This window comes from Cyanobium sp. LEGE 06113, from assembly GCF_015207615.1.
Genome location: NZ_JADEWM010000005.1, coordinates 136678 through 151519 on the forward strand (window position 1 = coordinate 136678; position 14842 = coordinate 151519).

Annotated in this window: 13 protein-coding genes and 1 pseudogene; 5 read left to right on the forward strand and 9 right to left on the reverse strand. The window is 70.0% G+C overall.

Annotated elements, in window-relative coordinates; genetic code table 11:
• Positions 1 to 18: 18 nt before the first annotated feature.
• From IQ220_RS16095 to IQ220_RS10145, 3 genes are all read right to left on the reverse strand, one after another.
• Complete coding sequence (locus IQ220_RS16095) at positions 19 to 1290, reverse strand: mechanosensitive ion channel family protein (RefSeq protein WP_193914760.1); 1272 nt, start codon at positions 1288 to 1290, stop codon at positions 19 to 21.
• A 377-nt stretch (positions 1291 to 1667) separates the two neighbouring features.
• Positions 1668 to 2366: a mechanosensitive ion channel domain-containing protein gene (locus IQ220_RS10140; RefSeq protein WP_193914763.1), complete on the reverse strand. Its 699-nt coding sequence runs from the start codon at positions 2364 to 2366 to the stop codon at positions 1668 to 1670.
• A 45-nt stretch (positions 2367 to 2411) separates the two neighbouring features.
• Positions 2412 to 2960, reverse strand: coding sequence for a hypothetical protein (locus IQ220_RS10145; RefSeq protein WP_193914765.1), 549 nt, complete (start codon positions 2958 to 2960; stop codon positions 2412 to 2414).
• A 259-nt stretch (positions 2961 to 3219) separates the two neighbouring features.
• On the opposite strand from IQ220_RS10145, the gene IQ220_RS10150 reads away from it, so the two are divergent.
• Positions 3220 to 3798, forward strand: coding sequence for a TVP38/TMEM64 family protein (locus tag IQ220_RS10150; RefSeq protein ID WP_370566432.1), 579 nt, complete (start codon positions 3220 to 3222; stop codon positions 3796 to 3798).
• A 39-nt stretch (positions 3799 to 3837) separates the two neighbouring features.
• Here the strand turns inward: IQ220_RS10150 and IQ220_RS10155 are convergent, their stop codons facing one another.
• A complete protein-coding gene (locus IQ220_RS10155; RefSeq protein ID WP_186697574.1) occupies positions 3838 to 5637 on the reverse strand; it encodes a hypothetical protein in 1800 nt (599 codons plus the stop codon).
• A 204-nt stretch (positions 5638 to 5841) separates the two neighbouring features.
• Positions 5842 to 6009 carry a hypothetical protein gene (locus IQ220_RS10160; RefSeq protein ID WP_186697572.1) on the reverse strand — a complete coding sequence of 56 codons (168 nt, stop codon included), beginning with the start codon at positions 6007 to 6009 and terminating at the stop codon, positions 5842 to 5844.
• 144 nt (positions 6010 to 6153) lie between these two features.
• On the opposite strand from IQ220_RS10160, the pseudogene IQ220_RS10165 reads away from it, so the two are divergent.
• Positions 6154 to 8891: pseudogene (locus tag IQ220_RS10165) on the forward strand (HAD-IC family P-type ATPase).
• Here IQ220_RS10165 and ligA read toward each other — a convergent pair.
• Positions 8888 to 11035, reverse strand: coding sequence for an NAD-dependent DNA ligase LigA (gene ligA / locus IQ220_RS10170; RefSeq protein ID WP_193914767.1), 2148 nt, complete (start codon positions 11033 to 11035; stop codon positions 8888 to 8890). The pseudogene IQ220_RS10165 and the gene ligA overlap by 4 nt on opposite strands.
• Before the next feature lie 31 nt (positions 11036 to 11066).
• Positions 11067 to 11486 carry a hypothetical protein gene (locus IQ220_RS10175; protein ID WP_186697567.1) on the reverse strand — a complete coding sequence of 140 codons (420 nt, stop codon included), beginning with the start codon at positions 11484 to 11486 and terminating at the stop codon, positions 11067 to 11069.
• Between the two features lie 54 nt (positions 11487 to 11540).
• On the opposite strand from IQ220_RS10175, the gene IQ220_RS10180 reads away from it, so the two are divergent.
• The 3 genes from IQ220_RS10180 (at position 11541) to IQ220_RS10190 (ending at position 13469) form a co-directional block, all read left to right on the forward strand.
• Positions 11541 to 12113 (forward strand): SprT family zinc-dependent metalloprotease, encoded by a 573-nt coding sequence (locus IQ220_RS10180; RefSeq protein ID WP_186697565.1) that lies wholly within the window; start codon positions 11541 to 11543, stop codon positions 12111 to 12113.
• A 152-nt stretch (positions 12114 to 12265) separates the two neighbouring features.
• On the forward strand, positions 12266 to 12922 hold the full coding sequence (locus IQ220_RS10185; RefSeq protein ID WP_228009102.1) for an RNA helicase: 657 nt from the start codon (positions 12266 to 12268) through the stop codon (positions 12920 to 12922).
• A 25-nt stretch (positions 12923 to 12947) separates the two neighbouring features.
• The gene (locus tag IQ220_RS10190) at positions 12948 to 13469 is read left to right on the forward strand and encodes a DUF1269 domain-containing protein (RefSeq protein WP_193814512.1); all 522 of its coding nucleotides are present in this window, start codon (positions 12948 to 12950) and stop codon (positions 13467 to 13469) included.
• Here IQ220_RS10190 and IQ220_RS10195 read toward each other — a convergent pair.
• Entirely contained in the window at positions 13390 to 13950 is a 561-nt protein-coding gene (locus IQ220_RS10195; protein ID WP_193914769.1) for a hypothetical protein, read from the reverse strand. The two genes, IQ220_RS10190 and IQ220_RS10195, sit on opposite strands and share 80 nt — an antisense overlap.
• A 265-nt stretch (positions 13951 to 14215) precedes the next feature.
• A complete protein-coding gene (locus tag IQ220_RS10200) occupies positions 14216 to 14800 on the reverse strand; it encodes a chorismate lyase (protein WP_193914771.1) in 585 nt (194 codons plus the stop codon).
• Positions 14801 to 14842 lie beyond the last annotated feature (42 nt).

Consider the following 14842-nt stretch of genomic DNA (forward strand, 5'->3'; position numbering starts at 1 on the left):
TGCCCTGGCAGGCGGTGATCAGGCGTCGCGCACCGCCGAGGTGTCGGAGCCGTAGGCCACCCCCACCGGCACCTGCAGCCGCGACACCGGACTGCCGTGGCTCCAGTTCACCACCCGCGATTCGAGGAATTCCGAATTGGGCACGATGATCGTCACCCCATCCAGGGTGGTCACCTTGGTGCTGCGCAGGCCGAGGCTGTCGACGCTGCCCTGCAGGTCGCCGATCTCCACGAAGTCGCCCACCTGGATCGGCCGCTCGAAAATGATGATCAGGCCGCTGAGGAAGTTCTTGGTGATCCCCTGCAGGCCGAGGCCCACGCCCACCCCAAGCACGCTGGCGAACAGCGTGAGGGAGGTGAGATCCAGCCCCCAGAGCTGCAGCAGCACCAAGGTGCCCACCAGCAGCAGGCCATAGCGGGCCACAAAGGCCACGGCCTCCTGGCCGCCGGCGCTCATGCCCGTGTAGCGCAGCACCCGTTTGCGCAGCAGGCTTTGCAGCACCCCTACGGCCTGGGTCAGCGCCACGAACAGCAGCAGCAGCACCGCCACGTCCTGGAGGGAGTAGCTGCGCTGCCCCAGTGGCAGGAACGGGGACCCCAGCCAGCTGCGCGTGGCGGCCACCAGGCCGGCGCTGAGCCGGCGGCTGGCGGGGAACAGATCCATCGCGGCCGCCGCGGCTGCCACCCACACCCCGGCCTGAAGCAGTAAGAGGGCCGCGCGCAGCAGGAACCGGCTGGAGCGGTCGCGGCGCTCGCCCTCCATGCCCAGGGGCACCAGGGCCCGGGGAAACCAGCGCTGCCACAGACGCCGCAGCAGCAGGTGCAGGCCCAGGGCCGCCAGCAGGATGGCCAGGGCCACCGGCAGCATCCGCACCAGGTGTTCGGGGCGGCGCTCCCGCCGGGCGGTGGCGATGGCCTGCTCGAGTTTTCGTTGCCAGAGTTCGGCCTGATCCCGGGCCTCGAGGCCCTCGGCCACGTCCCGCTCGGTCACCGTCACCAGGGTGCGGCCGTTGAGGCTCAGCACCGGCAGGTTGTTGGTCTGGCGCACCTCCAGCTGCACCGGCCCGCCGGAGGCGATCGCCTCCTCCAGCCGCTCGTTCACGGTGTCGCTGCGCTGCTGGGCGCTGAGCGTGCGCGATGGCCAGAGTTCAAACAGCCGGCGGCCATCCAGCACGATCGGGGCGGAGCTGGCGGCAGGGTTGGCTCCTGCCCCCAGCTCCGCCAGGGCCGGGAGCCCCAGGCCGGCTACCAGCAGCAGGCTCAGCACCAGGCTGAACAGTGGGCGGAGCAACCGGCTGAGCCATGGACCCGCCGCCGGTGCCGCCGGGCCCCTCCGCGCTGTCATGGCTTCTCGGCACTGCGATCAGGTTAGGAACCCAACCGGCAACCCCCGGCAGGCCGGGGCCAGCGCACCACCGTTGACTTCAGCAACCGGGCCGCTGGTCGCTAGGGAAGCCATCGGCCGCACCCTGGGACTCAGGCCCATCCGCACCAGCGGCCAAGCCCAGCGGCATGGTCACCGGCCGACTGCATCGACACCCAGACCCTCCGCCGGGAGTAGGCCGATGCCAAGGCCTTTCAGAACACCGAGAGCAGCCTGTGGCTGCCGCGCTCCTGGTTGATCGAACACCGCCTCAGGACACACTCAGCCCTTGCCTGACGCTCACCTCAGCAGCAGCTCAGAGAGCGGCTTTGCTGAACAACCGGCTGAGACACAACACCTCGGCAACTCTGCAACAGTTGCAGAAGTGGTGCCTGTGCAGAAGAACGATGCCGCCGGTTCCTCCCAGCCAGGCTTGCCCCGACGGCCCGGAGTTGCGGCCTGGGCCGCCCCACGCCGAGGACGGCCAGGCGGTGCTGCTTCAGTTCGGCAGCCAGCCCGACCGCGGCCTGGAGGCCGCCGAGGTGGCCCGCCGGCAGGGTGGTCACCTTGGTGCTGCGCAGGCCGAGGCTGTCGACGCTGCCCTGCAGGTCGCCGATCTCCACGAAGTCGCCCACCTGGATCGGTCGCTCGAAAATGATGATCAGGCCGCTGAGGAAGTTCTTGGTGATCCCCTGCAGGCCGAGGCCCACGCCCACCCCAAGCACGCTGGCGAACAGCGTGAGGGAGGTGAGATCCAGCCCCCAGAGCTGCAGCAGCACCAAGGTGCCCACCAGCAGCAGGCCATAGCGGGCCACAAAGGCCACGGCCTCCTGGCCGCCGGCGCTCATGCCCGTGTAGCGCAGTACGCGGCTGCGCAACAGCTGCAGCACCAGCCACACGGCCCGCACCAGCAGCGCCACCAGAATCACCACATCCAGCAGCGAATAGCTGCGCTCCCCCAAGGGCAGGAAGGGCACCGCCAACCAGTGGGTGGCTGTCTCCACGGCGGTGCTCAGCAGGCGCCGGCTGAGGGGGAACTGGTCACTGATTCACACCAGAGCGGCGATCCACACGCCGGTCTGCAGCAGCAGCAGCGCCGCCCGCTGCAGGAAGCGGCTGCCGCGGCGCTGCCGCTCCCCCTGACCCTCGCTCTGGAGGGCCCAGGCGTCGGGGAAGCGGCGCCGCCAGAAGGTCTGCAGGGCCCAGTGGCTGGCGGCGGCCAGGGCCAGCACCGCCAGTAGGGCGGGCAGCCGGCGGCGCAGGTGGTCCGGGCGCCGTTCGGCCCGAGCGCGGGCCAGCGCCCGCTCCAGCTGCTGCCGCCAGGCCTCGGCCTGTTCCATGGCCTCCAGGCCCTCCGCCACGTCGCGCTCGGTGACCCTGAGCAGGGTGCGGTCGTTGAGCACCAGCACCGGCAGGTTGTTGGCGCGGCGCAGCTCCAGGGTCAGCGCCCCCTGGGCTTCCGCTGCCTGTGCCAGCTGCTGGTTGATGGCCTCACTGCGCTGCTCGGCGCTGAGGTTGCTGGAGGGCCAGATGCGGAACAGTTTGCGGCCGTCCAGTTCGATGGTCGCCGCGGTGCGCTCCTCCACCGTGCCGCCCACCGCCGGGGGGCCACCGACTGGGCCCGGACCGCCCCCGCCGGGCCGCCGTTCCCCAGCGGCGCCGGCAGCAGGGGCAGAGCCACGCTGAGGACCAGGGCGAGCAGGGCGGCCAGCAGTGGCGATCGCCAGGGCGCGCGCGGGGTGGAGCGGCGGCGGGCAGGCCTCATGGCGGCGGGCATGGGGGTGCAGGCTAGGCAAGGGGTCCGCTGCCCATCAGGGCCCCGCCGCAACGTATGGCCCCCCCGATCAGCTTGATCAGCTGCTGCGCCTGCTGCGCTCTCCCCTGGGAGCGGTGGCCTTCGTGCCCCTCTACGCCCTCTGGGTGACGCTGCTGCTGCCGGGGGTGTGGGCCTCGATGCTGGCCGGGGCCCTCTACGGCCCCTGGTGGGTGAGCCTGGTGGTGCTGGTGGGGGCCAGCCTGGGGGCCGAGGCCGCCTTCCTGCTGGGCCGGGGTTGGCTGCGGGAGTGGGCCCGCCGGCGGCTGGCATCGGCACCGAAGCTCCAGGCGATCGAGCGGGCCGTGAGCCGCGAAGGCCTGCGGCTGGTGCTGCTCACCCGCCTGTCACCGGCCTTTCCCTTCTCCCTGCTCAACCTCGCCTACGGCCTCAGCGACGTGAGCCTGCGCGACTATTCGATCGGCCTGATCGGCATCGTGCCCGGCACGGTGCTGTTCTGCAGCCTCGGGGGCCTGGCCGGCGATGTGGCCCGCTTCGGCGAGCTGCTGAGCGGTCGGGCCGACGCCACCACCTGGGCCCTGCGGCTGGTGGGGGTGGCCGCCACGGCGGGCGCTGGAGCCGGTGGAGGGCCCGGACAGAAAGCCCCCCATCGAAGGGGCTGAGCCAGGGGCTGATCAGCCTGGGGCTGAGGCCTTCCGGTCTCAGATGATGGGATCAAGGGTTTGGTAGAGGTTGGCGTTGGCCAAATCACTGTTGAGGTAATCGACTCCGTTGCCGTTGTTGAGCAACGCGCCGAAATCGAGCAGCTCCACGGAATTGGAGTTGAACTCACTGCTCACCCCCAGCAGCAGCCGGCCGGTTGGGCTCTCTCTAGCTTCGATCACCTCCAGACCCTCCGGGCTGCGGCTCACCTGCTGGTAAGTGACGAAATCGACGTCGCTAGTCTCTGAGACGTCATATACCACCAGAAGGCCCCCCTGGGTGATCTCATCGGGTGCATCACCGGCATCGGTGCGCTCTAGGGAGCCCACGAGATAGCGGGAACCCCGATAATTCACCACCGACACCGATTCGGGCTCTACGCCCTTGGCATCGCTGCGCCCGTCGTCGTAGATGCCAGCGAACTGAGCGATGTTCTGCAGGCTTGTATTGTAGGATGTGCCGTTGATGCTGTCGGTCATCCAGCTGTCCCATAACAGCTGGCCGGTGATGCCGTCGTAGATGCTGAGGCTGCGGGAGCCAAAGCTTACCGGGGTGCCTGAAGGTGGGGCGCCGGATGTGTCCTCGAAGCTGAAGTCGTTGCTGGCATCAGCGTCGCCGAGGGCATTGCTCAGCACCAGGGCCCGATCGCGGTTGTTGCCGTCGACGATCAGATCGAGCCTTTCTGGAACTTTGACATAGCCAAGGCTGCTGTTACGCCGCGCATCTTCGAAATCACCATATTCGCGGCCGTCGCCCTCGTTGGCGGTGGCGAAGTACACTGAGCGACCGGCTTCCCAGGCCGCCAGGCCATCCGGTTGGCGGAGGCCAACCACCAGCTGTCCGGTCTTGGGCTCGAAACCGTCGTCTCTGTCATCGAGGTCCACCGACACCTTGCTGTAATTCACCCAGCCCAGGCCGATATAGGCGTCCACTTTGTTGGTGTCCAAATCGATACGGGCCACCGTGTTGGTTTCCTGCAGGGTCACAAACAGGTAGCTGCCGGCCGCCGCCACGTACTCTGGTTCGGCGTCCTGGCCGAAGCTATCGGTGACGCCGGGCTGATTGCCCCCGAAGCGGATACCCGAGCCCAGCAGCTCCACGTCTGAATTCAGATCGGGCAGGGCAATCTCGATTTCCTCGAAGTTCTTGTTTCTGCCCTTGCCGCTGAGTTCGATGATCGACACGCTGCCGACCGGATCGACGCTGTAATCGGCATTGGGTTCGCCCTCGTTGGCAACATAGAGTTGGCGGCCGTTGCGGCTGAACGCCGTGCCGTCGCTGAGGAAGCCGGTGCTCACTTCACCAAGTTCCTTGAGCTTGCCGCGGGGGTTGATGCTGAAGAAGCGCACCAGGCTCTCCGGCGTGGGATCGGTGTTCCCGTCGGCACCGGAGTCGCCGTAGCCGTCGGGTGTGGCGGCTACGGCGAACAAGTTGCCGAAGGCGGCGATGGAGGTGGTTTCGAAGCCGGCGAAGTCGAGCTGATCGGCCATCACCGGATCGGCCGAATTGCTCCAGTCGGTGAGGCTCACCAGATTGCTGCCGCCGCTGGAGAGGGTGAAGAGCTTGTGGCCGATGAACACCGAGGCGCTGATTTCCGCCACCAGTCCATCGTCGTCGCCGCTGGGGTCCTGGGAGAACGGCGTGAGGTCGATGCGGCCCACCAGTGGCATGGCCGGTTCAATCCAGGGGCGTTGCCTGAACAATTTTTTGAAGAAGGCGGAAATGGAGGTGTTCTTGAAGCTGGCGAAGCTGACGTCCTCGGAGAACAGGGTGTCGTTGGTCAGGCTCGTCAGCGGCATGGACGGTTCCATCTCGGGACTTCGGCCGCGGTTGCGGCTGCCGAGTAGGGATCCCAGGGGCGGCACGAGGAAGGTTGCTGCCATTGGTAGCGTGCGCTATAGAACCACCCGAAACACTCTCACCTCTCACTGTGTGAGGGGTTAAGGGGCGATGAAGCCAGCCGAACGCGTCTGTTAAAGAGTGCTGCTGGGTTCAGACGCGACCTAGGGCAGCCGCCAGTCGCGGATCGCCGCGATCAGCACAAACCACCCCAGCCGCACCCAGGCCAGCGGGCCGGAGCGGCTGGCCAGCTCGGCATACCTGGCGCGGCCGCAATCGGTCTTGATCCAGCGCGGCGCCTGGGCTGGTGCGGGAGCGTTGGGGGCGTCCATGGCTGCGTCTCCGCTGGGCCGGTGGGGGTCTGGTGATCCCAGTGTGGCGGCCGCGGCGGCGGCGGTGGGCCCGGCGCGATCTGTCTAGGTTGCGGCCATCGCTGTCCCAGCCCCCCGCAGCCCCCCGCAGCCATACCGAAGGACATGCCGCCTGCCACCACCGCCGCGCCCAGCACCGCTCCGCAGGCCAGTGAGCAGCCCCATGCCCAGGCAGCCGAGGCGGTGCTGAGCCAGTGGGGCAGCACTCCGGATGGTGGCCTCGATGCCGCCGAGGTGGCCCACCGCCATGAGCGCTACGGCTGGAACGAACTGCCCGAGGTGGGCGGCCAGCCGGCCTGGATGAAGCTGCTGCTGCAGTTCAACCAGCCCCTGATCTACATCCTGCTGGCGGCCGGCCTGATCAAGGCCCTGCTGGGCTCCTGGACCAACGCCCTGGTGATCTGGGCTGTGGCGGTGATCAATGCCGTGATCGGTACGTGCAGGAGGCCCGGGCCGAGGGGGCGATCGCCGCCCTGGCCCGCTCGGTGAGCACCGAAACCACCGTGCTGCGCGATGACCAGACTCTGCGCGTCCCCTCGCGGGACCTGGTGCCTGGGGATGTGGTGCTGCTGTCGGCCGGCGACAAGGTGCCGGCCGACCTGCGCCTGCTGGCGGTGCGCGACCTCCAGATCGATGAATCCGGGCTCACCGGCGAATCCCTGCCGGTGGCCAAGGACCCGGCGCTCCTGCCGGAGGACACTGACCTGGCCGATCGCCGCTGCATGGCCTACGCCGCCAGCTTCGTGACCTTTGGCCAGGGCCGGGGTGTGGTGGTGGCCACCGGCGAAGCCAGCGAGATGGGCGAGATCTCCCGCTCCCTGCAGCAGCGGGTGTCGCTGAGCACCCCGCTCACCCGCCGCTTCGCCAGCTTCAGCCGGGTGCTGCTGTATTTCATCCTGGCGGTGGCAGCGCTCACCCTGGCCATCGGCCTGGGCCGCGGTCAGCCCTTCGCCGCGGTGTTCGAGGCGGCCGTGGCCCTGGCGGTCAGCGCCATCCCCGAGGGCCTGCCGGCGGTGGTCACGATCACCCTGGCCATCGGCGTGAACCGCATGGCCGCCCGCCACGCCATCATCCGCAAGCTGCCGGCCGTGGAGGCCCTGGGCAGCGCCACGGTGGTGTGCTCCGATAAGACCGGCACCCTCACTGAAAATCAGATGACGGTGCAGGTGGTGGTGGCGGGTGGGGTCAGCTACGGGGTGAGCGGCACGGGCTACAGCCCCCAAGGTGATCTGCTCGACGACAAGGGAGCCGTGGTGGATCCCCTGCCGCCGGCCCTGGAGCAGGTGCTGCGCTGCGGAGTGCTCTGCAACGACTCCCGCCTCCGGCAGCAGCACGGCGCCTGGACCATGGAGGGTGATCCCACCGAGGCCGCCCTGCTGGCGGCAGCCGAGAAAGGCGGTCTCACCCAGACCGGGCTGGAGCCCTCCTTTCCCCGACTGGATGCGATTCCCTTCGCCTCCGAATACCAGTACATGGCCACCCTCCACGACGGGCAGGAGCGGTCGCTGCAGGTGAAGGGATCGGTGGAGGCGCTGCTGCCGCGCTGCGGCGGCATGCTCGCCGCTGATGGCGCCGTGGTGCCCCTCGAGGCCGAGGCCATTCATCGCCGGGTGGAGGCCCTGGCCGGAGAGGGCCTGCGGCTGATCGCCTTCGCCTCGCGGCCGATGCCCCATCACCGCCACGACCTGCAACGCAGCGACCTGGACGGCGAACTGGTGTTTCTCGGCCTGCAGGGGATGCTCGATCCACCCCGCCCCGAGGCGATCAGCGCCGTGCAGGCCTGCCAGCGGGCCGGCATCTCGGTGCGCATGATCACCGGCGACCACGCCGCCACGGCCACCGCCATCGCCACCCGCATGGGCATCGGCCCGGCCGCTGCCGAGGGGCTGCGGGCCTACACCGGCCAGGACCTGGGGGCCATGGATGCCGCCGCCTTTGCCGCCGCGGCCCGCGATGGTCAGGTGTTCGCCCGGGTGGCGCCGGCCCAGAAGCTGCAGCTGGTGGAGGCGCTGCAGGCCGGCGGCGCCGTGGTGGCGATGACCGGCGATGGCGTCAACGACGCTCCGGCCCTCAAGCAGGCCGATATCGGCATCGCCATGGGCAGAGGGGGCACCGAAGTGGCCCGCGAGGCTGCCGACATGCTCCTCACCGACGACAACTTCGCCTCGATCGAGGCGGCGGTGGAGGAGGGGCGCACGGTGTACCGCAACCTGCGTAAGGCGATCGCCTTCCTGCTGCCGGTGAATGGCGGCGAGTCGATGACGATCCTGATCAGTGCCCTGCTGGCCAGGGATCTGCCGATCCTGGCGCTTCAGGTGCTGTGGCTGAACATGATCAACTCGATCACGATGACCGTGCCGCTGTCGTTCGAGCCCAAGGCCGATGACACCATGGTTCAGCCGCCCCGGGATCCGGGCGAAGCGCTGATCACGCCGCGCCTGCTGCGCCGGATTCTGGTCGTGTCCCTCTACAACTGGGTGCTGATCTTCGGCGTGTTCGAGTGGGTGCGGGGCGGCGGCGGCAGCCTGGAACTGGCCCGCACTGCCGCCATCCAGGCCCTCGTCGCCGCCCGGATCATCTATCTGCTCAGCATCAGCCAGCTGGGCCGCAGCCTGGCAAGGCGTCTGCTGGGCAGGGCCGACGCGGTGGCGCGTGCTCCCCAGCTGTTGCTCGGGATCGGCCTGGCCGCGGGGCTGCAGCTGTTGTTCAGCCAGTGGAAGCCGATGAACAGCCTGTTCAGCACCGTGCCGATCGCCGGCCCGCAGCTCCTGGTCTGTGCTCTGGCCATGGGGGCGATGCTGCCGGTGGCCTGGCTGGCCAACCGGCTCGATCCCGACGCCTAAGCCCCCAGCAGCTCCAGCAGGCCTGCCTCGCTGAGCACCGCCACCCCCAGGCCCTCGGCCTTGCTGAGCTTGCTGCCCGCCTCCTCGCCGGCCACCAGGTAGCTGGTTTTCCTGCTCACGGAGCTGCTCACCTTGCCGCCTGCGGCCTCGATCAACTCCTGGGCCTGGCGGCGGCTGAGGCTGGGCAGGGTGCCCGTGAGCACAAACGTCTGGCCGCTCAGGGGGGAATCAGGGCGCTCCCGGCCTGCCTCGTTTCCGCCCGCCGCGGCGGCCTTGGCGGCCCGTTCCGCCTCGCTGGCGGCCAGGGACAGGCCCTGCTCCCGCAACTCCTCCAACAACGCCTGATTGGCCGGCGTGGAAAACCACTGCTGCAGGCTCTGGGCGATCTCGGCGCCGATGCCGAACACCGCCGTGATCACCTCAGGCTCTGCGGCGGCGGTCGCCGCCAGCTGCGCGGCCGAGGGGAAGGCCCGCGCCAGGGCCTTGGCGTTCACCTCGCCCACGTGGTGGATGCCGAGGCCGTAGAGCTGGCGGTGCCAGGGCTGCCCCTTGGAGGCGGCCAGGGCGGCCACCAGCTTCTCGGCGCTCCTGGCTCCCATCCGCTCCAGGCTGGCCAGCAGGGCCCCATCCAGGCGGTAGAGATCGGCGATCGAAGCCACCAGGCCCCGGTCCACCAGCTGCTCGATCAGCTTGCTGCCGGCGCCGTCCACATCCAGGGCCCCCTTGCTCACCCAGTGGCGCAGGGCGCCCCGCAGGATGGCCGGACAGCTGGAATTGACGCAGCGGGTGGCCGCCTCGCCCTGCTCCCGCACCAGCTCCGAACCGCAGGCCGGACAGTGGTGGGGCAGCTCCAGCCGCTGGGCCGCCGCCGGCCGCAGCTCGCTCAGCACCCGCACCACCTCGGGGATGATCTCGCCGGCCTTGCGCACCACGATGGTGTCGCCGCCGTGCAGATCCAGCTCAGCGAGGCGATCGGCGTTGTGCAGGGTGGCGCGGTTCACCGTGGTGCCGGCCAGGGGCACGGGCTCGAACTCGGCCACTGGCGTGATCACCCCCGTGCGTCCCACCTGGCAGACCAGGCGCAGCAGCCGGCTGGGGGCCTCCTCGGGGGCGTACTTGAGGGCGATCGCCCAGCGGGGTGCCTTCTGGGTGAAGCCGGCCTCGGCCTGCAGGCGCAGGTCGTTGAGCTTCACCACCACGCCGTCGGTGGCGTAGGGCAGCTGCTGCCGCGCCTCCTCCCAGTGGGCACAGAAGGCCTGCACCGCCGGCAGGTCCGGCAGCAGGGCCGCGTTGGGGTTCACCTTGAAGCCCGCTGTTCGCAGCCAGGCCAGGGCCTCCCATTGGCTGCTGGGGCGGAGGGGCGCCGTGCCGCCGGCCCCATCTGCCTGGGGCTGCCAGTCGGGGGGCAGGTGCAGGGTGTAGGCGAAGAAATCCAGCCGCCGCGCCGCCACCACCTTCGGGTCCAGCTGGCGCAGGGTGCCGGCGCAGGCGTTGCGGGGATTGGCGAACGGGGTCTCGCCGCGCGTCTCCCGCTCGGCATTGATCGCCGCAAAGGTGGCATCGGGGATCAGCGCTTCGCCGCGCACCTCCAGCCAGGCCGGCGGCTGCTCCAGCTGCAGCCGCAGCGGCACGCTGCCGATCGTGCGCACATTGGCCGTGATCTCCTCGCCCCGCTCGCCGTCGCCGCGGCTGGCAGCCCGCACCAGCACGCCCTGCTCGTAGCTCAGCGCCAGGGCATTGCCGTCGATCTTGAGCTCGCCCACCAGCGCCAGGGCGGGCAGCGGCTCACCGGGGGCTGGGCTGCGCTCGAGCCGCTTCAGCAGCCGCCCATACCACTCCTCCAGCTCCTCCAGTGAAAAGGCGTTGTCGAGGCTGAGCAGTCCGATGCGGTGCTCCACGCTCGTGAAGCCCTCCGCCGGGCTCCCCCCCACCCGCTGGGTGGGGCTGTCGGGCCGGATCAGCTCGGGGTGGGCCGTCTCCAGCGCCACCAGCTCGCGGTAGAGCCGGTCGTAGACCGGATCCTCCATCAGGGGAGCATCGAGCACGTAGTAGGCGTGGGCGGCCTGGCTGAGCAGCCGCTGCAACTCGGCGATCCGGCCCTGGCCGGCTTCGGCACCGGCTGCGGCTGCCCTGCTGCTGCTCATCAGGCCCTGGGAGAAGGAGTCTGCAGCAGTGTCAGGCGCCCACCGTGCGGATCCGGTCGATCCGCCACTGCTCCTCCACCTTGACGAAGGTGAAGTCGAGGGGGAGTTCCTCCTTGGCCTCGGTGAGCAGTTTCACGGTGAGGATCAGCTGGCCCTCCTGCAGCCTCGGCCGCCCCGACTTGAGGTTGCGGTAGCGGTTCAGCTTCAGGCCGGCCAGGTACTGGATGAACTGCTTGCGGTTCACATGGCTGCGGTAGTTCTTGGTGGTGAGCAGGTAGGCGCCGTCCACCTGGCCGTTGGCCACCTGGGCGAAGAACTGCTTCAGCAGCGGGTTGATGCCGCGGGCGCTCAGCACCAGCTTCACGGCCGTGATCGTCCAGTAGAGGAGCAGGGCTCCGGCGCCGGCCAGGAGGGCCTTGCTGCCGATGTCACGGGTCAGAGCCCAGTCCATAGGCCGGTGAATCTGTGTTGAATGGCCCCAGAGTCTGACTGACCAGGCCCCGGCGTGCCGCTCGAGCCCCTGCTGCCGCTGTTTCACCGGTTGAACCGGGAGCACTTCGAGGCCCGCCTCGCCCCTGGCGGCGTGCCCCTGCTCGAGCTGCGCTGGAGCGATGGCCGCATGCGCCGCACCGCCGGCCTCTACCGCCGCGGGCGCCGCGCCGACGGCCGCGACCTCTGCGAGATCGTGCTGTCGCGGCCGTTGCTGGATCCCCTGCCCCGGGAGGCCCTGCTCAGCACCCTCTGCCACGAGATGATCCACGCCTGGGTGGACCGGGTGCTGCAGGTGCGGGAGGTGCATGGCCCCCACTTCCGCGCCCGCATGGCCGCCATCAACGCGGCCCAGCAGGGTTTCGAGGTGAGCCTGCGGCACCGCTACCCCCTGCCGGGTGGCGGCACCAGCACCGCCAGCCGCTGGATCGCCCGCTGCCCCCGCTGCGGCCTCACGGCCCCCTACCGCCGCCGCGTGCGTGGGCTCGCCTGCCGCGTCTGCTGCGAGCGCCACCACGGCGGCCGCTGGCATGCCAGCTGCCTGCTCGACTTTTCCGAGCCGGGCCGCACCCCTGGGCAGGGTGTCTAGGGTCAGACCGGTGGGGGCTCGGCGTGGACGTCTTTCTCTGGACCCTGCAATTTGCGGGCCTCGGCATCGCCCTGGTGGGCCTGAGCCGTGAGCGCTGGCTGGCGGCCCGGCGTCGCTGAGGCTCGATAGCGTGGGGTCAATGGTGTTACCCCATGCGCGAATCCTGGTCCGAGCCTGAACCACCGCCGCGGCGCGGACGGCCCGCCGAGTCCTCCGGGGGCGGCGGCGAAGCCCTGGAGCAGGGGCTGGATCGGCTGGTGTCGGCAGGACGCCACCTGGTGGATGGGGTGTCGGGGGCTCGCCCGGGCTCGCGTCCGTCGGCTCGCGCTGCCGGCCGTGGCGCCGGCGGGCTGCCACGCCTCAACGAACTGGGCCGCTGGGTGGAGACCAAGCTCGACTGGATCCTCGATGAGGAGGACTCCTGGCGCGAACCCTGGGAGGAGTCCCAGGACGGTTCGGGCCGCTCCCGATCCGGCCCCGGCCGCTTCCCACCGGCATCGCCGGCGCCATCGGCATCGTCGCTTGCAGGGGCTGACCCCAGCCCAGCCCAGGCTCCGCGCCGCCCGCTGGAGGCGATCTCCCGCCGCGGCGCCTCCCGGCCCAGCGCTGAGCCGCCAGCGCGGCAGGATGGGGAGGGAGAAGACTGGCCCGATGAGGACAGCTTCGCCCTGCCCCGCTGGCAGCGCCCCCTCACCTCCCGTCCGGAGACGGCGGCGGGTCCCACGGAGCGGCAACGGCCAGCCGCCAAGGCCCCTGCGGCGTCGGGGCGCTCCCTGCCCCGCTCAAGCCGGCGCCGGTCTACTGAGTAGCCTGGAGAACTCTTGCGACCCCCTCATGAGCAGCCTGGTGGTGGTGGGCTTCCCCAAGATCGAGGAAGCCGAAGCCGTGCGGCGCGAACTGGTGACGATCCAGCGCGAGCAACTGATCGCCCTTGAGGATGCCGTGGTGGTCGATCACGACAACGACGGACAGGTGCACCTGCGCCAGGCCCTCAACCTCACCGCCGCCGGCGCCCTCGGCGGCGGCTTTTGGGGCACCCTGGTGGGGCTGCTGTTCCTCAATCCCCTGCTGGGAGCGGCCGTGGGGGCCGGCGTCGGCGCCGCCTCAGGCTCCCTCTCCGATGTCGGCATCAACGACGATTTCATGCGGGAACTGGGGGAAACCCTGCCCCCCGGTACCGCCGCCCTCTGCCTGCTGGTGCGCGAGGCGAGCCCTGATCGGGTGATCGAGCGCCTGAGGACCCACGCCCCCCATGCCCGCCTGCTGCGCACCAACCTCAGCCACACCGACGAAGATCAGCTGCGGGATCTGCTGGAGAAGGCACGCCAACAGGCCGAGGCCTTGCGGCTCGGCTGAGGCCCGCCAGGGCCACGCGGAAGCCACTGCCCCGCTGCTGCAGCTCCTGGTTCACAGAGCTCACCAGCTCCGTGGGCACGTCGCTGGCCATCTCCTCCGCCGAGGTGGTGATCGCCTCGGAGCCCAGCATCAGGGCTTCCAACAGGTCGGCCCAGAGGGTCACCAGGCGGTTGGGCAGCATCGGCCTCATCCCCTGACCCTCCAGGACCGCACTGCAGCCCTGGCGCTGCCACAGGGCAGAACGGTGATGGCCCCGGGGATGGGGCAGCAGGGCCAGCCCCTGGTGCAGGGCCTGGCGGCTGGGGGCCCCATTGGGCTGGCGCAGGCCCGCTGCGCTGAGCTGGCGGCCGCAGAGCACGGCCGAGATGCCGAACAGTCGGCCCAGTTCGGTGAGGCTCAGCCAGTCGGCCGGCTTTGGCTCGCTTGACTTCCGCTGCTGCAGCGGTGCCCGGGGGCGCAGGTGGAGAGGAGTAGGGGCCATCGGCCTCGATCTGATCAGCCCCAATGATCACTGCGCACCGGTTCCCGTCAATTCGTCAAGCGATCTGCGTAGCCCAGTGTTACAGACTTCATCAATCTCTACACCGCAACTCTTGGCTGGCCGGCGGCGGCGCTGCTGCCACCAAACCCCTGCGAGCCGTGGTTTCAGGGCGCTGCCTCCCCTCTCTGGCCCTGGGGGCCATGCCGTCCCTCCGGTGTGGTTTTCGCGGCTTTTGGTGACAGCAGGCCTGCCCTGAAGCCGGCTGTCAAAGCACGACGGCCGGGCCCAGCCAGCGCTCCAGATCGGGGGAGAACACCTCCCGGATCACGGTGAGGGGCTGGCCGCCGCGGAAGAAGCGGTAGTGGCGGCTCCAGAAGGGACCTTCGCGGCCAAAGCGCTGGGCCAGCCAGGGGGCCTCCACCCGGGCCAGTCCATCCACCTCGCGGAACAGCTCGGCGCGGTTGCTGGTGAGGCTGCGCCAGATCGGCTGGTCCCGGCGCTGCAGATGCTCCTGGGCCTGGTCATGGTTCCACCAGCTCTCAGCCCAGGCCAGGGTGTCAGGGCCGCAGCGCAGCCACACCTGGCGCCGGATCAGGGGTGCCGCCAGCTCCTCCACCTCCGGCGGCGGCACGGCGCCATCGCCTGGCTGCTGCAGGCCCATGGCGATCAGTTCGATCTCCAGGGGCAGGCCGGTCAGGGCCTCCAGGTGTCGGGTGGGGCTGCCATCGCCGAGCAGCAGCAAGCGCCAGGGCCCGGTGAGATCGCCGCCGCAGCCAGGGCTCAGGGCCCCCCCGATCAGGCTGGTCTGCCAGATGGCCTGCGGGGAGGGGGCTGGGGCCATCACCGGCATCGGAATCCTCGATCGTCCCTCCGTACCCTAGAAATCACGCCT